19 protein-coding genes and 1 pseudogene are annotated in these 21,288 nt (G+C 38.2%); 8 read left to right on the top strand and 12 right to left on the bottom strand.

Annotated features, from left to right (window positions below; all coding sequences use genetic code 11):
- Nucleotides 1–474: 474 nt before the first annotated feature.
- Nucleotides 475–1,137, top strand: a complete 663-nt coding sequence (locus F981_RS05305) for an RBBP9/YdeN family alpha/beta hydrolase (protein ID WP_004719303.1) — start codon at nt 475–477, stop codon at nt 1,135–1,137.
- A gap of 94 nt (nt 1,138–1,231) precedes the next feature.
- Here the strand turns inward: F981_RS05305 and purD are convergent, their stop codons facing one another.
- From purD to F981_RS24370, 7 genes are all read right to left on the bottom strand, one after another.
- The gene (purD, locus tag F981_RS05310; protein WP_004719304.1) at nt 1,232–2,515 is read right to left on the bottom strand and encodes a phosphoribosylamine--glycine ligase; all 1,284 of its coding nucleotides are present in this window, start codon (nt 2,513–2,515) and stop codon (nt 1,232–1,234) included.
- Between the two features lie 143 nt (nt 2,516–2,658).
- Complete coding sequence (gene purH, locus F981_RS05315; protein WP_004719305.1) at nt 2,659–4,233, bottom strand: bifunctional phosphoribosylaminoimidazolecarboxamide formyltransferase/IMP cyclohydrolase; 1,575 nt, start codon at nt 4,231–4,233, stop codon at nt 2,659–2,661.
- Nucleotides 4,234–4,327: 94 nt separating this feature from the next.
- Nucleotides 4,328–4,597, bottom strand: coding sequence for a DNA-binding transcriptional regulator Fis (fis, locus tag F981_RS05320; protein WP_001086304.1), 270 nt, complete (start codon nt 4,595–4,597; stop codon nt 4,328–4,330).
- Nucleotides 4,598–4,972: 375 nt separating this feature from the next.
- Nucleotides 4,973–5,833 (bottom strand): zinc-ribbon and DUF3426 domain-containing protein, encoded by an 861-nt coding sequence (locus tag F981_RS05325; RefSeq protein ID WP_004719306.1) that lies wholly within the window; start codon nt 5,831–5,833, stop codon nt 4,973–4,975.
- A 21-nt stretch (nt 5,834–5,854) separates the two neighbouring features.
- Complete coding sequence (prmA, locus tag F981_RS05330) at nt 5,855–6,757, bottom strand: 50S ribosomal protein L11 methyltransferase (protein WP_004719307.1); 903 nt, start codon at nt 6,755–6,757, stop codon at nt 5,855–5,857.
- Between the two features lie 127 nt (nt 6,758–6,884).
- Nucleotides 6,885–7,760, bottom strand: coding sequence for a bile acid:sodium symporter family protein (locus tag F981_RS05335; protein ID WP_004719308.1), 876 nt, complete (start codon nt 7,758–7,760; stop codon nt 6,885–6,887).
- A 329-nt stretch (nt 7,761–8,089) separates the two neighbouring features.
- Nucleotides 8,090–8,512, bottom strand: a complete 423-nt coding sequence (locus F981_RS24370) for a hypothetical protein (RefSeq protein ID WP_004719309.1) — start codon at nt 8,510–8,512, stop codon at nt 8,090–8,092.
- 259 nt (nt 8,513–8,771) lie between these two features.
- On the opposite strand from F981_RS24370, the gene mnmG reads away from it, so the two are divergent.
- Nucleotides 8,772–10,652, top strand: a complete 1,881-nt coding sequence (gene mnmG, locus F981_RS05345; protein WP_004719311.1) for a tRNA uridine-5-carboxymethylaminomethyl(34) synthesis enzyme MnmG — start codon at nt 8,772–8,774, stop codon at nt 10,650–10,652.
- 480 nt (nt 10,653–11,132) lie between these two features.
- On the opposite strand, the gene F981_RS24090 is transcribed toward mnmG, so the two are convergent.
- Nucleotides 11,133–12,128, bottom strand: coding sequence for a helix-turn-helix transcriptional regulator (locus F981_RS24090; RefSeq protein ID WP_004719313.1), 996 nt, complete (start codon nt 12,126–12,128; stop codon nt 11,133–11,135).
- Between the two features lie 496 nt (nt 12,129–12,624).
- Here F981_RS24090 and F981_RS05355 point away from each other — a divergent pair.
- The 5 genes and pseudogenes from F981_RS05355 to F981_RS05375 form a co-directional block, all read left to right on the top strand.
- Nucleotides 12,625–14,039: pseudogene (locus tag F981_RS05355) on the top strand (circularly permuted type 2 ATP-grasp protein); the annotation flags it as partial.
- A 38-nt stretch (nt 14,040–14,077) separates the two neighbouring features.
- Nucleotides 14,078–14,686, top strand: coding sequence for an alpha-E domain-containing protein (locus F981_RS05360; protein WP_004719318.1), 609 nt, complete (start codon nt 14,078–14,080; stop codon nt 14,684–14,686).
- Nucleotides 14,683–15,462, top strand: coding sequence for a transglutaminase family protein (locus F981_RS05365; RefSeq protein ID WP_004719320.1), 780 nt, complete (start codon nt 14,683–14,685; stop codon nt 15,460–15,462). The genes F981_RS05360 and F981_RS05365 overlap by 4 nt, the downstream gene beginning before the upstream one ends.
- 73 nt (nt 15,463–15,535) lie before the next feature.
- Nucleotides 15,536–16,270, top strand: a complete 735-nt coding sequence (locus tag F981_RS05370; protein ID WP_004719323.1) for a proteasome-type protease — start codon at nt 15,536–15,538, stop codon at nt 16,268–16,270.
- Nucleotides 16,271–16,603: 333 nt separating this feature from the next.
- Complete coding sequence (locus F981_RS05375; RefSeq protein WP_004719325.1) at nt 16,604–17,032, top strand: BLUF domain-containing protein; 429 nt, start codon at nt 16,604–16,606, stop codon at nt 17,030–17,032.
- A gap of 66 nt (nt 17,033–17,098) precedes the next feature.
- On the opposite strand, the gene alr is transcribed toward F981_RS05375, so the two are convergent.
- Nucleotides 17,099–18,175 carry an alanine racemase gene (gene alr / locus F981_RS05380; protein ID WP_004719327.1) on the bottom strand — a complete coding sequence of 359 codons (1,077 nt, stop codon included), beginning with the start codon at nt 18,173–18,175 and terminating at the stop codon, nt 17,099–17,101.
- Nucleotides 18,176–18,458: 283 nt separating this feature from the next.
- Here alr and F981_RS05385 point away from each other — a divergent pair, with 283 nt between their 5' ends.
- Nucleotides 18,459–18,881 carry a DUF4259 domain-containing protein gene (locus tag F981_RS05385; protein ID WP_004719330.1) on the top strand — a complete coding sequence of 141 codons (423 nt, stop codon included), beginning with the start codon at nt 18,459–18,461 and terminating at the stop codon, nt 18,879–18,881.
- 57 nt (nt 18,882–18,938) lie between these two features.
- Here the strand turns inward: F981_RS05385 and dnaB are convergent, their stop codons facing one another.
- The 3 genes from dnaB to rpsR form a co-directional block, all read right to left on the bottom strand.
- Nucleotides 18,939–20,384: a replicative DNA helicase gene (dnaB, locus tag F981_RS05390; RefSeq protein ID WP_004719332.1), complete on the bottom strand. Its 1,446-nt coding sequence runs from the start codon at nt 20,382–20,384 to the stop codon at nt 18,939–18,941.
- A 218-nt stretch (nt 20,385–20,602) separates the two neighbouring features.
- Nucleotides 20,603–21,049 (bottom strand): 50S ribosomal protein L9, encoded by a 447-nt coding sequence (gene rplI / locus F981_RS05395; RefSeq protein WP_004719333.1) that lies wholly within the window; start codon nt 21,047–21,049, stop codon nt 20,603–20,605.
- A 9-nt stretch (nt 21,050–21,058) separates the two neighbouring features.
- Nucleotides 21,059–21,286, bottom strand: coding sequence for a 30S ribosomal protein S18 (rpsR, locus tag F981_RS05400; RefSeq protein WP_004719336.1), 228 nt, complete (start codon nt 21,284–21,286; stop codon nt 21,059–21,061).
- Nucleotides 21,287–21,288 lie beyond the last annotated feature (2 nt).

A 21,288-nucleotide genomic window follows, 5' to 3' on the forward strand; every position in this document is an offset into this window, starting at 1 on the left:
AATAATGCGGTGACGTACTTGTCTGATTGCGCTATCTATATTCTTTACATTTGAGGATTAGCAGTATGTTTTAAAAGAATTTTAATTGTTTAAAACAGACTCTAAAGATTTGTTTATCATATCAATAAATGAAAATTATACATAGTGGCTGCGTGTTGACATTGGGTAGTGATGTCGTTGCATGAATATCAATGTTTTTATTAATTTAATAAAGAAAACAAATGCTTTTGTTGAATGCTAAACGATAAATGATTAAATTTTATACTTATTCATAATATATAAATTTTTTAGGATTTATTATCTTTTTTTTAAATAAGTAAAATAAACTTAGATCTGCATCTATAGCAGTGCTCTGATAAGCGTTATTTCAAATTGTTAGGCGAAATAGGGTGATTTTATTCAAACAGTGATTGACATTGACACTACTGTCATACTTTAGCATGAAGATCTTATATACATCAAAGAGATCAATAAATGAAATTAATCATCTTTCTTTTAAGCAGTTTGTTATTGCTAAATACTGCATATGCTCAAAATAATGTTTATATCATTCATGGCTATGGTGCAAAGGTGGATGATCATTGGTTTGATTATATTGAGGAACATTTACAAGATAAAAATACTAAAGTTGTAAAGATCGCATTGCCGAACTCCAGCAATCCAAAGCTTTTACAGTGGAAGCAAACCTTAAAAAATAATATTGCTCAAATTGATCAGCATACATTTTTTGTTGCGCACAGTTTAGGATGTATTACGCTGCTTGATTTCCTGTCTGAATTGGATTTTCAACAGATAGGTGGTGTTGTCTGCGTATCTGGATTTTCGAATAAATTGGCAGTATTACCTCAACTGGATTCATATATCGCTGAAACAAATAAGGATTTTTCTTTTAAAAATAAAATATTAAATCGAAAAATGTTTATATCGAGTAATGATCAATATGTTCCAACTGATTTAAGTATCTCACTGGCAGAAAAATTAGAGTTTCCTTATGAAATTATTCCCAATGCTGGACATTTTTTAGCGAGTGATGGATATCGGGAATTTCCTCAATTATTAGATTGGCTTCAAATGGTCATTGGTGGTGTTGAGGCGGTAGGTGATTCAAATGATTCAGCGAAAAATCAATCAAGGTAATTAATCTTATATTTATTATTCTGGAAGAGCATTACTCACTAAAAATTTACCAAATAAAAAACCCGCCTAGGCGGGTTTTACAACTCAATCGAGTTTAAGCATTTTCACGAGCAATCGCACGGTAACCAATATCTTTGCGGTATTGGACACCATCAAAAGTCACTTTTTGGCAAAGTTCCAAGGCTTTTGCTTGCGCTTCACCAATTGTGTTGCCTAACGCTGTAACGCAAAGTACACGACCGCCAGCAGTCACTACATCACCATTGGCATTATTTGCTGTACCTGCATGGAAAACTTTAGCATCTGTCATTTGGGTATCTAAACCATAAATGACATCATCTTTGCTCGAAGTTTCAGGATAGCCTTTAGACGCAAGCACAATACCAACAGTTTTACGCTCATCCCATTCAGCTTCAGTAGGTAAGTTACCAGCAATACCAGCTTCTACTAAATCAACCAAAGAAGATTTTAAGCGCATCATGATCGGTTGAGTTTCAGGGTCACCAAAACGGCAGTTAAATTCAATGACACGAGGTTGCCCTTGCTCATCAATCATCAAGCCAGCATACAAGAAACCTGTATAAGTATGACCATCAGCTTTCATACCATCTACGGTTGGACGCATGACTTCTTTCATGACTCTGTCAAAAACATCTGCAGTCACAACTGGGGCAGGGGAATATGCACCCATACCACCCGTATTTGGACCTTGGTCAGCTTCAAAAATACGTTTATGGTCTTGTGAAGTTGCCATAGGTAGGATGTTGTCACCATCAATCATACAAATGAACGATGCTTCCTCACCATCAAGGAATTCTTCAATAACAACACGCGAACCTGCATCACCAAATTTATTGCCTGCAAGCATGTCATCAATTGCATCAAACGCTTCTTGATTGGTCATCGCAACAATGACGCCTTTACCCGCAGCAAGGCCGTCTGCCTTAATTACGATTGGTGCGCCATTTTTTTCTACAAATGCTTTGGCTGCATCCACTTCAGTGAATACATCATAGAATGCTGTAGGAATGTTATGACGTTTTAAAAAGTGTTTGGCGAAAGCTTTAGAGCCTTCAAGTTGTGCTGCAAATTGTGTTGGTCCCCAAATTTTAAGGCCAGCTGCTCGTCCTGCATCGACCACACCATTTACAAGCGGTGCTTCAGGACCAACAATAATGAGGTCAACGGCATTATTTTTTGCAAAGTCGATAATGGCAGGGTTGTTGAGAATATCTAAAGCAACATTTTCACATTTATGTTCAGTTGCTGTACCCGCGTTTCCTGGCGCAACAAAAACTTTAGTGACTTGATCGTCTTGCGCAATTTTCCATGCTAATGCATGTTCACGACCACCACTACCCAAAACTAATATGTTCATCTTATGGATCCTTTTTTAATCCCTCCCAACCTCCCTTTATACAGGATGGGTATCACGAATTTAAAGAGTCCTGTAGTTCGTGACAAGTCCCTCTTATGAAAAGAGGGACTTAGGGGGATTTTTAAATAATGATTTATTGTGAATTAGTGACGGAAATGACGCATACCCGTGAAGACCATTGCAATACCAGCTTCATCTGCTGCTGCAATTGTTTCTTCATCACGCATTGAACCACCCGGTTGAATAATACATTTGATACCGGCTTTTGCAGCGTTATCAATACCATCACGGAATGGAAAGAATGCATCAGATGCCATAACAGCACCTTCAACCACTAAACCTGCATGTTCAGCTTTGATCGCTGCGATACGTGCAGAGTTTACACGGCTCATTTGACCAGCACCGACACCAATGGTTTGACGGCCTTTAGCATAAACAATAGCATTGGATTTAACGTATTTGGCAACTTTCCAAGCAAAGATTAAATCATCGATTTCTGCTTCAGTAGGGGCACGCTTAGTTACCACTTTAAGATCATCTTTGGTGATCATACCGAGGTCTTGGTCTTGAACTAATAAACCGCCATTGACACGTTTATAATCGTATTGTGAAGCACGTTCATCAATTTTAGGAAGTTCGCCACATACCAGTACACGAACGTTTTTCTTTGCGCCAGTCACTTCAAGTACACCATCGGCAATACTTGGTGCAATAATCACTTCAACAAATTGACGGTCAACAATTGCTTGAGCTGTAGCAACATCTAACTCACGGTTAAATGCAATGATGCCACCAAATGCTGATTCTGGATCAGTTGCATAAGCAAGATCGTATGCAGCCTTAAGACCATCTAACGATACTGCAACACCACATGGATTTGCATGTTTAACGATGACACACGCTGGTTTTGCAAATGATTTGACACATTCAAGTGCTGCATCTGTATCCGCGATATTGTTATAAGAAAGTTCTTTACCTTGTAACTGCTTAGCAGTTGAAACCGATGCTTCAGTTGCAGTCGATTCTACATAGAAAGCAGCGGATTGATGTGGATTTTCACCATAACGAAGATCTTGTACTTTATTTAACTGGGTATTGAAAGTACGGGCAAATTTGTCAGCTTGACCTTCTTCTTTACCAACACGTGCACCGAGGTAAGAAGCAATCATGCCGTCATACTGGGCAGTATGTTCAAATGCTTTAACCGCTAAATCGAAACGAGTCGCATAAGATAAAGCACCATCCGCTTTAAGTTCTGCAATTACAGTTTCATAATCAGTCGCATTTACGATGATCCCCACAGAAGCATGGTTTTTCGCAGCTGCACGAACCATTGTTGGGCCACCAATGTCAATATTTTCAATTGCATCTGCAAGCGAGCAGTCTGGTTTAGCAACAGTAGCAGCAAAAGGATAAAGGTTTACGACAACAAGATCGATTGCATCGATGTTGTGTTCAGCCATGACAGCTTCGTCTAGACCACGACGAGCCAAAATGCCTCCATGAATTTTAGGATGCAGTGTTTTTACACGACCATCCATCATTTCTGGGAAGCCTGTGTGCTCTGAAACTTCAACTACAGCCACATTGTTGTCTTTAAGCAACTTATATGTACCGCCAGTAGATAAAATTTCCACCCCAAGAGCAACAAGGTTCTGGGCAAATTCAACGATCCCGGTTTTATCAGAAACAGAGATTAAAGCGCGTTTAATAGTCATGATCTTCGTCAACAGTTTTTAAGTCTAGAGATTGAACAGGTAGGCAAAATATAGGTAAAAAAAATGCCCACGCAAGCCGTGAGCATTTTATCATTTATTCACTCATTAAACCGTGAGCTTTTAACTTTTTGCGTAAAGTGCCACGGTTCAGTCCGAGAATCTCAGCAGCGCGAGTCTGATTCCCGCGTGTGTATTCTAAGACAACAGATAAAAGAGGTTTCTCCATTTCTGCTAGCACCATGTCGTACACTTGTGATGGTTGCTCACCTTGCAATTGTGCAAAATAGTGACGAACTGCGCGATCTACGTGAATACGAAGAGCGACGTCAGATTGTGCAGTAAAAATAGGAGATTTGCTATTCATGCGAGTTAATCCGAAAATCAAAATATTACTTGGGTAAAGTAATATATAAATGTGGTCTAAAAAAATCTGAGCTCCGTTTTAGATCCTAAAACGGTTGGCTCTAAAACAAGAACAATTAGCTTGCCACAAATCGTCGAGTTGAGTGAAAAATAAGCGTAACAATAGATTAATATTTGTTACAACACTCTTTTAAACAAAAAAATGTTCTACTTGCGCGATATTGGATATAAAGCACATAACAAAACAGTATTTTTTTTGAAAAAATGCGAGGAGTTTGCAGGACAAAGCTTTCGTGGCGCGTATGATACCATTGTCTAAGAAAAAATGAGCAAGAAAACTACATTTTTTTTCATTTTTTTATAATTTTTTTTAATTTTAAGGGTGAATAATGTCTAATTGGTACTGATCAAAACTTTTTCTTGGCTCTGTGACAACAAATTTAAAAGGATATGGGCTATTTTTAGGAATACGCTTAATTCCAACCAAACTTTCAATCAGATATTGCTCAGGTGTAATCACATGTGTAGCAATGACCTTATTTTGAGCTTTTAAGGTGACTCTTATTAGGGGTAATTCTAAGCTTTTAGAATATTGGTTATTGAGTTGACCCGAAAATTGAGTCTCGTCTCTACCAAGTGCTTTAACTTTAAGATGACTAATCACAATTTGTTTATAGCGTTGATCAACAGTATCACACTGTAAGACGGCACAGGTTTGGGTAAAGACAGTATTTAAAAACGGATAACGATCAGTTAAGTTTGGATTAAACCAAAGGATTTGAAATAATAAAATGCTGAGTAGGGCAAGGTTGATCAAGCTCCACGCCAGATAATAAAACGTACTTTTGGGTTTTATTAAATGTTGCCCGTAGTTATTTAAACCTTGTGATAGGTTTAAGCTTGGAATGTTATTGACCGGTTCATTGTTGAAATAATTCAAATTGTTTAAGTATGTTCTTAAATCAATATTGGAGTTTTCAATTTTACGATTAAAAATATCTAAGACATTGGTTTCGATTTGTCGTTTCGTCGTAATGAGGTTTTGTGCCTGATTTTGCACGACAGTATCAGGATCGATCTTGGGTTGAGCAGGTTGACTGTTTTGTAGATGGATTAATGCATTAAAATTATGTGAACATTTCGGACAACAAACCATACCCTGCGCAACAGTGAGTTGCGTAACTGATACTTTATAAACTGAAGCACAATTTGGGCATCGGGTTTGTTTTTCGGTCATAAATATTTATATTTTCATAGATTAAACAGCCTTACGCGACCCAGAAATTCTGCACCAGGTTTCTTCACGTTTCTCGACTTCTACTATATCAAAAAATTCAGAATAAATACTAGAAACATCAGTAACTTGCTCTTCTATTACGCCAGCAAGTGCGAACTCTCCCTCAGATTTAATCAAAGTTGAGAATTCTTTAGCAAGTGACATAAGTGGACCTGCAAGAATATTTGCAACTAAAATATCAGCCTGTTGGTTTTTAAATTCTGCATTGAACTCTTCAGGTAATCCAACATAAAGATTTTCAAGAACGCCATTCAGCTCAGCATTTTGTTTGGTTGCTAAGACGGCTTGTGGGTCAATATCTGTTGCATAGACTTTCTTCGCACCTAAAAGCAGTGCTGCAACACCGAGGATGCCTGAACCACAACCATAATCAATCACCACTTTATCTTTAACATCAGTTTTGCCTAACCATTGCAGACAAAGGAAAGTAGATGCATGGTTACCTGTACCAAACGCTAAGCCTGGGTCAAGTTTGATATTGACTGCATTCGCTTCTGGTGGCTCTATCCATTCAGGCACGATCCAATACTTTTCACCAATTTGAATTGGTTCATAGTAATCCATCCAAGAACGTTCCCATACTTGGTCTTCAAGAAATTCACTGCGCATCGGTTCAATTGGGAGTTGGGTGCGAATAAATGTTTCTAGTGCTGTTACATCAATGTCTTCGCCTTCTTCTTGCGCATAAATTCCTGTAACAATCACTTTATTCCACAGCGGAGTTTCACCTGGGAGTGGTTCAAGCAAGTCTTGGTTTTCAGCATCATCTAATGTCACGCTGACTGCACCTAAAGAACTTAACAATGTTTCAGTAAATTCAACTTGAGCTTGTTCTACAGTAATATGAATTTGTAACCACTTCACGGCAAAGACCTAAATCGTTTTCTTAAAGGCAGTATTGTAGCCGAAACTGGGAAGTTACGCTTATATTCAGTGGGAAAATAAAAAATGGATGCTTAAGCATCCATTTTAGTCGAGGTGTATTATCGCTTTAAGCAGCAGATTCAGTTTCAGTTGTAGCATGTCTTGAAATTAAGGCACCAAAAATAGCAGCGAAAATATACATAAAGATTGAGTAAACCGCTGCAGGCATCGCGACTGTAGAATTTGCGATGACAGTTAAAGCAATTGTCATGGCTAAGGTACTATTATGAATGCCGATCTCAAATGCACATGCACGTGCTTGAGCACTATTAATACCGAGTAATCTTGGAACGAAGTAGCCAATAACCAGACTGCAAATACAGAAAATCACCGTGGCTAGGCCAACTTGAGTCAGGTACTCCATGATATGTTCACGTTCTTTGGTGATGGCCCCAATAATAATGAGAATCAAAAACACCACTGAAAAAATTCGTAAAGGTTTACTTAATTTTTCAGTAAAGTGTGGCGCATAATGTCGAATGAGCATGCCGATACACACAGGAATTAAAATAATTGCGAAGACTTGCAGTATCTTACTGAACTGCATGGTGATTTGTTGCCCATCATTCATAAAGTATTGAATAGAAAAGTTTACGATTAAAGGCAAGGTAAAGGCAGCAATGACCGAGTTAATTGCAGTTAAGGTAATATTAAGTGCAATATCCCCTTTAAATAAATAACTAAATAGATTGGCGGTACTTCCTCCAGGTGAGGCAGCAAGTAACATTAAACCAACGGCAAGCAAAGGTGGGAGTGCAAGCACTTTACAAATGATAAAAGCGATACCGACCAAAAGTACCAACTGACAGAATAACGCAATCAATACGGCTTTAGGGTGTTTAGAAACTCGCGCAAAATCTTTTGGAGTAAGTTCTAAACCTAGTCCAATCATAATAATGGCGAGGGCGAGGGGAAGCATTATGGTAATTATCCCTGAATCCATAGTTTCATCCTTTTTGTTGTTTTACATCAATTTAATATGTGAATATTCCGTACTCGATTTGAGTGTAATCGAAAGATATCGAATTGAAAAATGAAATCTATGACTCAGAAATCTTCTTGGAAATATATGTTTTAAATATATAGCATTAGACCGAATAACAATTGATTCATCGTAGCTGTAAAACTATATGAATACAGATATTAATCAAGTCTACACACAGACTTGAAATAAAAAAGGTGCTCCATTTTTCAATGGAACACCTTTTTGCTCAGACATGCTATTTATAAAAGCAGGAATTTATAAAAGCATATGTCTATGCTTAAAGCTGATTATTGCGCTTGGATCGGATCTTCGCTTGGAGCGGCTTGACTCGGTTGCTCCATGGCAGGTTGTTCTGCTTGTGATGCATCATTTGTTGCTGGTGCATCTGCACTCGCTGGAGCAGATTGTTCTACAGCTGGGCGGTTTTCAATGGCTGGTTCAGGCGCTGCAGCAGCGGCGGTTGGGTTGCCACCTGCAGGTGCTGGGAAGCTAAATTGTAATTTACCATTTTCATTTGGTTCACATGTACCGTTAAAAGTTACACCCTTATTGGCGTAGGTGACCCAGTCACCTTGTTTTTTCTTGGCACATACCTGAATTTGCTTTTTCACTTCGGCTTTGCTGGTGTTTTCATCAGCAGCATGGGCAAAACTAAATGCAACACAACTGAGTAAAGATGCTGTAATTACTTTAGACATGGTATTTTTCATCATGATATTCCTTATATATAAAGTCTCGAAAAAAATAATTTGTCCGTGTATTGTCTATCGTATCGTGAGTTTTTGATAAGTTAAATTCTATTTGTAGGGCAGTCATGAAACGAAGTGTCAATTTATGTTGCCTATGTATAAGAGATGTTTAATCGTTCATACGCATGATTGAGGGAAATAATATTTGTAAAACTGCCTAAAACTAGAAGTAAAATTTTGCTATAATTTCCTGTCATTCTTTTATCTCTCATTTATCACTATGCATTATCCTAAAGTTTACGATGTCATTGTTATCGGTGGCGGTCACGCAGGTACGGAAGCGGCACTCGCTGCGGCGCGTATGGGTCGACAGACTCTGCTTTTGACTCATAACATTGAGACTTTAGGGCAGATGAGCTGTAACCCAGCCATTGGTGGTATTGGTAAATCTCACCTTGTTCGCGAAATTGATGCCTTAGGTGGTGCAATGGCATTGGCTGCGGATAAGGGCGGTATTCAATTTCGTATTTTGAACTCGCGTAAAGGCGCAGCTGTACGTGCAACTCGTGCACAAGCTGACCGTATCCGTTATAAAGCCGCGATTCGTCATACACTTGAAAATCAAGCCAATTTAGATATTTTTCAACAATCTGCAGATGACTTAATTGTTGAAGGCGATACTGTTAAAGGTGTAGTGACCCAAATGGGTATTCGCTTTGATGCGAAAACTGTGGTGTTAACCACAGGTACATTCTTAGGTGGCGTGATTCACGTTGGTCTAAATAATTCGTCAGGTGGACGAGCAGGCGATCCACCATCAATTTCGTTAGCAGCTCGTTTACGTGAATTAAATCTACCAGTAGGTCGTTTAAAAACTGGGACACCACCACGTATTGATGCGCGTTCTGTCGATTTTTCTGTGATGATTCCGCAACCGGGTGATTTCCCATCACCAACCATGTCATTTATGGGTGATGCTTCGATGCATCCTGAGCAAGTAAATTGCTATATCACGCATACCAATGCGCGTACCCATGAGATTATTCGTGGTGGTTTAGACCGTTCGCCGATGTATACCGGGGTGATTGAAGGTGTAGGCCCACGTTATTGCCCATCGATTGAAGATAAAATTCATAAATTTGCCGATAAAGATTCGCATCAGGTATTCCTTGAGCCAGAAGGCTTGGATACACACGAGCTTTATCCAAACGGTATTTCAACATCTTTACCATTTGATGTGCAGTTTGAGTTGGTACGCTCAATCCGTGGTATGGAGAATGCGCACATTCTTCGCCCAGGCTATGCAATTGAATATGATTATTTCAACCCGCAGTCTTTGAAATTCTCACTTGAAACCAAATCGATTAATAACTTGTATTTTGCAGGTCAAATTAACGGTACAACAGGTTATGAAGAAGCTGGTGCACAAGGTTTATTGGCGGGCTTAAATGCTGCACGTCGTGCATGGGATCAAGAGCAATGGACGCCTAAACGTGATGAAGCGTATATGGGTGTTCTTGTTGATGACTTGATTACTTTAGGTACCAAAGAACCGTATCGTATGTTTACTTCTCGTGCGGAATATCGTTTGATGCTTCGTGAAGATAATGCTGATCAACGTTTAACAGCAATTGGCCGTGAAATGGGCTTGGTTGATGATGAACGTTGGGCTTCTTATTGTGAAAAAATGGAAGCAGTTGAAAAAGAAACAGGTCGTTTACAACATCTTTGGGCTGCACCAAACAATCCAATGGGTAAAAAATTCGTTGAATTGACCGGTGCTGATCTTTCTAAAGAATGTTCTGCAATCGATTTACTTAAACGCCCAAACATTAACTTTGCACAAATTGCTGAATTAACTGGTTCTGAAGTATCTGCATTTGTCGGTGAGCAGATTGAAATTGCTGTGAAATACGAAGGTTATATCAATCGTCAGCAAGAAGATGTTGCGCAAATGAAGCGTTTGGAAGACACCAAAATTCCTGCTGATTTTGATTATGATATCGTTTCAGGACTTTCTCGTGAAATCACCATGAAACTGAAAAATGTATTACCTGAAACATTGGCACAAGCCAGCCGTATTCCAGGGGTAACACCTGCTGCTGTTCAATTGGTGATGATTACAATTCGTAAAAATAACCAAGCGAGAAAATCAGCTTAAGATGTTGAATTGTAAGAAACCCGCTATATGCGGGTTTTTTTATTGTCTCTAGCTTGTCTTTTCTTGCTTATCTTTGTTAAAGCTAAATTTACGATTTATTATTAAAGGCATATTTAAAATACACAGATCCAATCTAACTTTATAAAAATAACTCCTAAACAGAATTGATGAAAAACAAAGCAGTTTTAATTATTTTTCAGATTGCAAAATCATGGTTATAGTCAATTTACATTCAAACGAGAGGTGAACACCATGACAATGAAATCAATCCGCTACAATAGTGCTGAACTTGCGTGCTGTAACATGTGATGTTTAACATACTCCAATAAATCCCATGTCTTGTGGACATGTAAAAATGTGACATGGGTTTTATATCAGCGCAAAAACAATAAAATTTAAAAACAACAATCAAAACAATAAATCAAAGAGCCGAAAGGCTCTTTTTATTTTGATTGTTTTCGCTTGGATGAAGTCGATAGATTATTCAATTTCATGTACCGCATTAAACACTTCAACAGGCTCAATTCGGACAATCTTTTTACCAAAACTTCTTAACCACCATACCAATTGTGAGGTAAACGGGACTACAGCACTGACTTGATACAACTCTTCATTCAGTTGTTCAACTTTTTGCTCTTTACTGAGTTGGCTCTCCGTAAAGTATTGTGCATCATCTTCGTGCATAACTAATTTTAATTCAACATTTTCGGTCGGTCGAGAAAAGTCGACTCTAAAGCCCAGCGCACCAGAATCGATATATTCATCAATATCGAATTTGACTGGGTGTAAAGCACGTAAATCTAAAACAGTTGCAGATTTAAAACGGTGTAATGCAAAGGTTTGAACTTCTGTCTTGTCATGACGCGTACAAATCAAATAGATAATTGCACCTTTTTGAACCAAACCTAAAGGATTTAGAGTATAAGTTTTCTCTTCACCCTGATAACCACGTGCACGATAGACACATTCAATTTGTTTATCTTGTAGTAGTCCTTCATAAATGGCTTGCTGTGCATGTCTTTCCACCAGAGGAGGGATTACTGGTTGGCTTGCAGGCACAATTCGAACACGGTTAATCCATTGTCGAACATTGTTCTGCGTAGAAAGGCTACGCCGTGCCAAATCGAACCAAGGGTTCATTTCATCAATTAAACTCGGTGGAAGCAGGTGTTTTAAATGTTCTTCAACCATCATAAACGTGACTGCTTGCGAGCTGGTCATATGCGGCAGACTTTGGATCGGGGCATCTGAACGCCAACGCCAGCCTTGCGGTACGGTTTTGTTACTCTCGATAGGAAAGCGTTGAGCAATCTGATTTAGATCACGCTGAATGGTGCGTAAGCTGATTTCGATCCCTTCACGTTCTAAAACTTCTTGTAATTCACGTGTGCCCATCCACTTCCCAGTAGAGAGTCGGGACAGGATTTGCCATTGGCGATAGAGGCTATTGGAAGTTTCTTTTTCTTGTGCAGACATGGTTTGGTATCAATGGAATCGTGAATGTTTAAGGGAAATAAATCAGCTACACAATAGAAAATTAAAACTGATTCTGCAAGTTATATCCTGTGAGTAGTTGCTTAGGTATTGAAAATATTAGCTAAAAAATTTTGAAACAAGTTCGATCAAAACTCACATTGAGTGCAATAGTAAACAATGAATTAATAAAACTGAGCCAGAAAGATTTAATTGTACAGGTGAAGAATACAGGATATGGCGATTTAATAATATTTTGGCATTGATATTGCATTATTAAAGAAGCCATTAGAGAAGATAAAAAGAGGTTTGTATGCTAAAAGAAACCATAGATACAAATTCAAGCAATGAGAATTATGCAGATCGCTTCGCTTTGCCAATTGCTGAGGCAGAAGAAAAAACTGAAACGACGAATCAACAACAGATAGGAAATATTCAACAGGCCATTAATCTAAATATCGATGCACAACAAGCCTCACATCATTTACTTAAACAGATGAATTCGGTTTTTTTTAATGAAATGACGGATGATCAGGTTCTTTCGCCCGAAACTGCTGAAAAAATTGAAGATTGGTTATCTCAACACAGCATTTACCAACTTGAAAAACTCAATGAAACAGCCAAAGCACATTTTTTATATCAAGGAATTACTTTGCGGTTTATGGTGAAACATCAGGAATTGATCGAACCATACCGTTTGATTTAATTCCGCGTGTGATTGCCAAGCAACAGTGGAACAAGATTGCAGCAGGCTGTACACAGCGTATTCAAGCGTTAAATTTATTTTTAGCTGATATCTATAATCAACAAAATATTTTAAAAGAAGGCTTAATTCCAGCAGTACAAGTGCTATCGCATGAAGCTTATCAACCAGTGATGATGAATCATCGCTTGAATGGAAATATTTACAGTCAAATCAGTGGAATTGATATTGTTCGGGACTGCAAAGGTGAATTTTTTGTCTTAGAAGATAATCTACGTACGCCTTCAGGTGTGTCCTATATGCTTGAAAGTCGTAAGATGAGTCAAAAACTTATGCCTGAATTATGCAATCAACACGTTGCCAATATTGAGTTGTATCCGCAATTGTTGCGTGACGTTTTGGCTGAAAATTCAAAAGTAGATTGCCCAACAATCGTGGTTTTAACACCAGGACGTTATAACAGCGCCTATTATGAACATTCATTTTTAGCAAGGGAAATGGGTGTGCCATTGGTGACATCACGTGATCTTTTTGTTGAAAACGACAAGGTTTATGTGAAAACCATCCGTGGACGTCAACAGGTTGATGTAATTTATAGGCGTTTGGATGATGGTTTTTTAGACCCATTAAGCTTTAGACCTGATAGCACTTTAGGTGTTGCAGGGCTAATGTCTGCTTATTTAAGTGGAAATGTGGTGATTGCCAATGCACCTGGTACAGGCGTTGCAGATGATAAGTCGATTTACCCCTATGTGGATCAAATGATCGCTTATTATTTAAATGAAAAACCAATTTTATCCAATGTACCGACGTATCAATGCCGTGAAGCTGAAGCTTTGGATTATGTTTTGGCAAATCTGGATCAATTGGTGGTAAAAGAGGCTCAAGGTTCAGGTGGTTATGGGATGCTCATCGGTCCTAAAGCAACTGAACAAGAAATTGATCTATTTAAAATGAAGTTAATGGCTTCACCCTCTGCGTATATTGCGCAACCCACCTTAAATTTATCTGTTGCACCAACACTAACTTCCCAAGGAATTGCTGAACGTCATATTGATTTACGACCATTTATTCTCAGCTCACCAGAACGCATAGAAATTGTTCCAGGTGGCTTGACTCGTGTTGCGATGCAACAAGGTTCACTGGTGGTCAACTCATCACAAGGTGGTGGAATTAAGGATACATGGGTAATTGATGAATATTCAATTTAGCCCCACCTTCAAATAATCCCAGCCAAAGGAGAGCAAACATGATTTTACTCAGTACCAATGCACAGAATATATTTTGGTTAGGACGCTATTTAACCCGGATTCAATATTTATGTAGTCAATTTCCATTTAAAACCAATGAATTGGCTTTAGACTATGCACATGCTTTTTGTTTACCTGCATTTGATGCAAGTTCTTTAAATGAATTGATTTTAGATAATGAGCAACCTGCATCATTTCATCAGCATTTTTTATGTGCCAAAAATAATATTCATGATTTACGTGGGGTGATTTCAGCACAGTCCTTTGCCGAATTAAATCAGTTATTACAACAGGCAGAGCAAAATGCTGGTTTTATTTGTGATGTTTGTGAAGAGTGTAATGATGTATTAGAGGCCGAGGATGATGAATTGTTGTTTCTATTTTTTAGCTTAGGGCAAAAAATGGAACAATTTGATCGTCAATTGCGTCTGAATCAAGATAAATCAGTGACTTTGATACAATTGAATCATTTGATTGATCGTTTAGATCAACATGGTATGTGTAGTTTGCCTGAAGTTTGGGAAGAACTAAAAAAACAACCAGACCGTATGAATTATTATCATTTTAGTGACCATATTGACTCGTTATTTGAATTGGATCGCTTATGAAACTGATGATTAATCACCAAACGCATTACCAATATTCTGAATGGGCAAAAAATAGTATTCAGTATATCAAGATGACACCACAGTCTAATCTACATCAACAGGTGACGGGTTGGCATGTCAGCGTTCCTGGTGAAAAACACATTAAAAAAGATGCCTTTGATAATGTCTGGTTGACCAGTTCGCAAATTGAGCCTTATCAACAAATGTCCATTATGGCGCAGGGGATTGTCGATATTAATGTAGACAATCAATTTGGTATAGAAGATCAGGTATCACCTGTGGTTTTTTTACAGCCAACCACTGCAACCTTGTGCAATACAGAAATGATTGCTTTTGCTGAACAATATATAACGCATAAGCGTTGGGCAAATTTCAAAAAATTAGCAGAAGCTTTGTTGCAACATATGCCTTATATCAGCGCAAGTACCACAGTAACGCATACCGCAATGGAGTCTTTTTCAGCACGGCAAGGGGTATGTCAAGATCATAGTCATGTCTTGATTGCGATGGCGAAAGCATTGGGTGTTCCTGCTCGCTATGTCTCTGGTTACTTATATGTAAATAATCAATCGCATTTAGCAAGTCATGCTTGGACAGAGGTATTTTTAGATGGTAAATGGCATGTTATTGATGTCAGTAATCAATTATTCCGTCCAGAATCACATGTCTATGTAGCGATTGGACGCGACTATTGGGATGTTGCACCCGTTCGTGGAGTAAGAGAGCAAGGTGGCACTGAAACCATGTACTCTATTGTTCAAGTGCTTGCATGTTAGTGATGGCAATGGTAAATAGTGTGAATAATTGCAGAATGTGATTAATCTCAAATTTAGTTGTATAGGTAGTTTCATGACGTATTGCTGTGCTTTAAGACTCAAACAAGGTTTAGTATTTATTAGTGATACTCGTACCAATGCTGGAGTCGATCACATTTCTGTATATCGAAAACTTTATACGTTTGGGGTAAAAGGCGAACGCTTTATTTGTATTCAAACTTCTGGCAACCTTGCAACGACCCAAGCGGTGATTGGACATTTAGAAAATCATTTGGCACTTAAGCAAGAACCCAATTTGTATAGTGTGAATACAATGTTCGAGGTCGCTGGATTGGTTGGGCAAACCCTGCGCAAAGTCATCGCAGATGTCACTGAAGATACTCAAGAGCAAAGTAACTATTATTGTAGTTTGTTGGTTGGTGGTCAGATCAGTGGAGAGGAAATACAGCTTTATAATATTTATCCGCAAGGTAATTTTATTTCTGCAACCAGTGATACGCCTTATTTCCAAATTGGTGAAAGTAAATATGGTAAACCAATTTTAGATCGTGCCTTAAGTTATGATATGCCTTTAGATGAAGCGTTACGTTGTAGTTTAATTTCATTTGATTCGACTTTACGTTCAAATGTATCTGTTGGTATGCCATTAGATGCGATGATTTATCTTAAAGACAGCCTAGAGGTACCAAAAGGCAAGCGAATTAACGACAGTGATCCTTATTTTCAACACATCAGCAAACAATGGTCTGAAACTTTAAAGAAAGGTTTGCAAGATTTACCTAAACCGACTAATGATTATTTTGAATAATACTGTATGTGCTTTAAAGCGAGTTTAATCTCGCTTTTTTTATATTAAAAATTATAAAGAGGTCGCATAAATTCAATCCTATGTTTCTTTTATTCTAAAATTTATATCGAGACAATTGTCTAGGTGGATCATAATTTACTTTGTGTTTTTAATGATAAATATATATTAAATCACTGTTTTAAATTAAAAAATTAAAGAGCACGGTTGCTATGTATTTAGTTTAAAGCAATCCATATAAAAGAATAGATAAACAATTAAATAATAAAACGTTAAGGCTTGTATGATCGCAAATAATTGTTTATAAATAATGAAAGTTAAAAATAGAAGAATTACATGACTTTTCAATTATGCTACGCAAGTAAAACAACTTCACCCCATCACCAAATACTCAATGATTTAAGAGATATTTTAGGTGAAGCGAGAGATTTTAATATACTTCATCAAGTTCAAGGCGTTCTGTATTTTGCAGATGAGCATTTTTTTCAATGCCTAGAAGGTGAGGAAGTGGTTATCTTACATGTATTGGAAAAACTGCATAAAGATCCAAGACATCATCAGATCAAGCTGTTTAGAGCAGGCCATGTTGAGCAAGGGCATTTTTCACAGTGGTCTATGAAATACGTGAGACGAAATGGCAAAATTCAACAATACTTCGAGAGTAAGGGCTATAACCATTTTCGCCCATTAAGTTTAGATGAACAGGATATCCCGACATTACTTAAACTACTCTATGAGATTGAACAGCCAGAAGAATTTGTCTAAAACCTGAAAACCATTAAAAAATCCAAGCGATGGCTTGGATTTTCATCTTGAATCGAGAATGCTTGCTCAAAGTTTTTTACGGATAGGACGTGTACTCATACGACAGAGTAACTCATAACCGATCGTACCATTGGCAGCAGCCACATCATCGACCAAACGATCCTTGCCCCACAGTTCAACGACTGTACCTAGTGGTGCATCTATTATGCCAGTGACATCAATTGCGATCATATCCATTGCGACACGACCAATGATCGATGCCATTTGGCCATTGATGCTGACATAGTTTTGTTGAGGAAAAGCACGCGGATAACCATCCCCATAACCTATTGAAACAATGGCGATATCCATTTCATTTTTGGAGACAAATGTAGAGCCATAGCCTACAGATTCACCTGCTTGAATATGATTGAGTGCAATGATTTCAGCGGTAAAGCTCATGACAGGTTTGATGTCTAACTCAGCAACGCTTCGATCTGCAAAGGGAGACGCGCCGTAAAGCATGATACCTGGACGTACAAAGTCAAAATTCAGTTCAGGCCATTTAAAAATAGCAGCAGAATTGCAGCATGAAGCTAAGATCGGTTCACAAGCAGCTTTTACCTGTAAGAATTGATCTTTCTGTTGTTCATTTAACGGGTGATGATCCGCATCTGCATTGGCAAAATGCATTGCCAGTACACAGGTAAAGCCTTCTGCTTTGAGTGATTGAATCACTTCAATAATTTCAGCCACCTTAAAACCCAATCTGTTCATACCGCTATTGAGTTTTACCCAGACTTTTAAACCTTTGTCGATATATTGTTTTTTATGTGCACGTAACCAAGCCAATTGTGGCTGATGATGTACAACGATTTCAAGGTTATTTTCAAGAACACTAATCATTTCATCAGCGCTGAAAATACCTTCGATAAGGGTAATCGGTTGTTGATAGCCTAATGCCCGAATCTCTAAGGCTTCAGCAAGGCAGGCGACACCAAAGGCATCAGTCGCATTTAAGGCGGCTAAACAGTCCTTGACGCCATGTCCATATGCATTGGCTTTAACCATACTGACAATTTTAGCGTATGGTGCAAGTTGTTTGACTCGGTTTAAATTATATTGCAGTGCTGCACTGTTAATATAAACTGTTGCTTGACGCACCCTAGTTACTCCTGAGGAATGGCAAAGATTGAATAATGCTAAATCGCATAAATAGAGATAAAAGCCTAACTTTAAAAAAAGTGCAGCTTTAAAACGCTAAATATTGTAGTCCTATCAGCTTTAAATAAACATAAACATTTGTGTTTTGAATGGTTTATTGATTTTGTATCGATAAAATTTTTGCTAAGTGTCTTGCACATAATTTGTAAAGATATAGCACTTTATTTTTTAAATAAAATCGTACATTTTATATTTAAATTTAAGGATTTATTTCGGAGGGTGTATGGGAACATGGTCACATGAACCATTTGGAAATGATACTGCAAGTGATTGGGCCTATGAGTTTGAAGAGCAAGATGGGCATGTTGTCATTGAACAAGCTTTTGATGAAATGATTGATATGGCAACCGAAGAGTTTATCGATGCCGATATTGGTTGTATTGCGCATGCTGCAGCAGATGTTTTAGCTAAATCATTTGGTGAAGGGATTGAAGAAAATGAATATTATCCTGAACCTGTAGAAAAATGGCTTGAACAAAATAAAAACAATGTCAATTATGCGCTTATTCCCAAAGCATTGACTGCATTATTATTATTGACCAGTGAAAACTCTGAATTGGATGAGCTTTGGCAAGATTCAGATGATTATGATGAATGGACTAAGAATATTGAAACATTGAGAGAGACTTTAAGTTCCAAGATTTGAAGATTAAAATCTCATCTCAACAGCAGTGTTAAATGATGCTAACTTTATTGATCAGCATTATTCTTCATCTTGATATTGCGCATAATACTCAGGCGATAGATTACTAAAGCGCGTGTATTGACCTTCAAAGGCTAAACGCACAGTCCCGATCGGGCCATTACGTTGTTTACCAATGATAATTTCAGCTGTGCCTGCTTCTTTCGACTCTTTGTTATAAACCTCATCACGGTAAATAAACATAATTAAATCGGCATCCTGCTCGATTGCACCTGATTCACGCAAGTCGGACATTACCGGACGTTTATTTGGGCGGTTTTCCAGAGAACGGTTAAGCTGTGACAGTGCAATAACAGGGCACATCATTTCCTTGGCAAGGGCTTTTAAGCTTCGTGAAATTTCACCAATCTCACCGACACGGTTATCACCCATGCCTGGCACTTTCATCAATTGTAGATAATCGATCATGATACAACCCAGCTTGCCACCATGTTGTTTGGCAATACGTCGTGCACGTGCTCGAAGTTCCGTTGGTGGCAGTGCAGATGAATCATCAATATAAAGATGTTTTTCTTGTAGCTGTAAAATGGTTCCTGTGACTTTAGACCATTCATCGCCATCAAGTTTACCTGAACGTAAATGCCCTTGATGGACTTTACCGTATGCTGAAATGAGACGCATGGCGATAGAGTCTGCTGGCATCTCCATAGAGAAAACCAGTGCTGGAAGATCACAGTTAAATAACACACTTTCTACAAGGTTCATGGCAAAGGTTGTTTTACCCATCGACGGACGTGCAGCAACAATGATCATATCACCAGCTTGCATACCAGAGGTTTTATTGTCTAACTCCATAAAACCTGTGGTTAAACCAGTGATATTGCCTTCCATTTGAGAAAGTTCATTTAACTTATCAAAAACGTCTGCTACAACTGAGGTAATGGCTTTTGGCCCTTGTGCTTTGGCATTGTTATTATGTTGTTCTGCAATAGAGAAAATATTGGTTTCAGCAAGATCAAGAATTTCACTCACTTCACGACCTTTGGTGTCATAAGCATTTTGCAGGATTTCATTGCCTACTTTAATCATGCTTCTTAACGTTGAAAATTCTTTGATTTTGCCCGCATAGGTTTCTAGGTTATAGAAACTTGAAGGTGAATCGGACATTAATTGCATTAAATATTCTTCACCGCCAATTGCATCAAGCAAGTTTTGCTTAATCAGCCAATCGTTGACTAAAACTGCATCATATGGAGAGTTTTCTTGTGCCAATTTTTCGATTGCACGGAAGATATATTTGTGACGTGTTGCATAAAAATCAGTTTCATTCAAAGTATCACTGACTTGTTCAAAAGACTCAGCAACCGTCATCAATGCAGCCAGTACAGCTTGTTCAATTGCCAAGTTATGAGGAGGCGTACGAAACTCTTTTAACTGAGCATTGTCTTTGTTTTTTGCATCAGTGCTGAAGGGATTCTGTTGAGCTGTGGCAGTTGCCTGAGACATATAAAACCTTGATTTTTAAATCGTGCAAAAACATTATTTACGTAATGTACGTGTGTACTGAAGTACTCACTTATCTTAATGCAAAATACTAAAAGTATCTAACAGTAATACCGATAAGTAGGGGAATGAATCAACTAGAAACAATTTCAGCTGATCCGAGGTGAAATTTAAAGATAAAAAAAGAGCATACAAAAGTATGCTCTTTTTTTTGCAAAAAATTACTCAGATACGATAGTAACGAGAACTTCAGCAGTAACATCATGATGCAATTGGATTGCGATGTTAAATTCGCCAGTGTGACGAAGTGCACCGTTCGGTAAACGAACTTCAGCACGGTCAACAACAAGACCAGCATTTGTTAACGCGTCAGCGATATCACGAGTACCGATTGAACCGAATAATTTACCTTCATCACCAGCTTTCGCAGTGATAACGATGTTTACTTCGTTCAATTGGTCAGCACGTGCTTGAGCAGCAGCTAAAACTTCAGCTTCACCTTTCTCAAGTTCTGCGCGACGAGCTTCAAATGCAGCAGTATTCGCTTCAGTCGCTGCAACTGCTTTACCTTGAGGGATAAGGTAGTTACGGCCGTAACCAGCTTTAACTGAAACTTTATCGCCTAATTTACCAAGGTTTTTAATGCGTTGTAATAAAATAATATCCACGGCTCAACCTCACTTATGATTGTCAGTGTAAGGAATCAACGCTAAGTAGCGAGCTTGTTTAATAGCAAGCGCTAATTGACGTTGGTAACGAGCTTTAGTACCTGTAATACGGCTAGGAACAATCTTGCCGTTTTCAGTGATGTACTGTTTTAAAGTGTCGATATCTTTGTAGTCGATGTACGTAACGTTCTCAGCTGTAAAGCGGCAGAACTTGCGACGACGGTAAAAACGTGCCATTG

This window comes from Acinetobacter guillouiae CIP 63.46 (genome assembly GCF_000368145.1).
Classification (GTDB): domain Bacteria; phylum Pseudomonadota; class Gammaproteobacteria; order Pseudomonadales; family Moraxellaceae; genus Acinetobacter; species Acinetobacter guillouiae.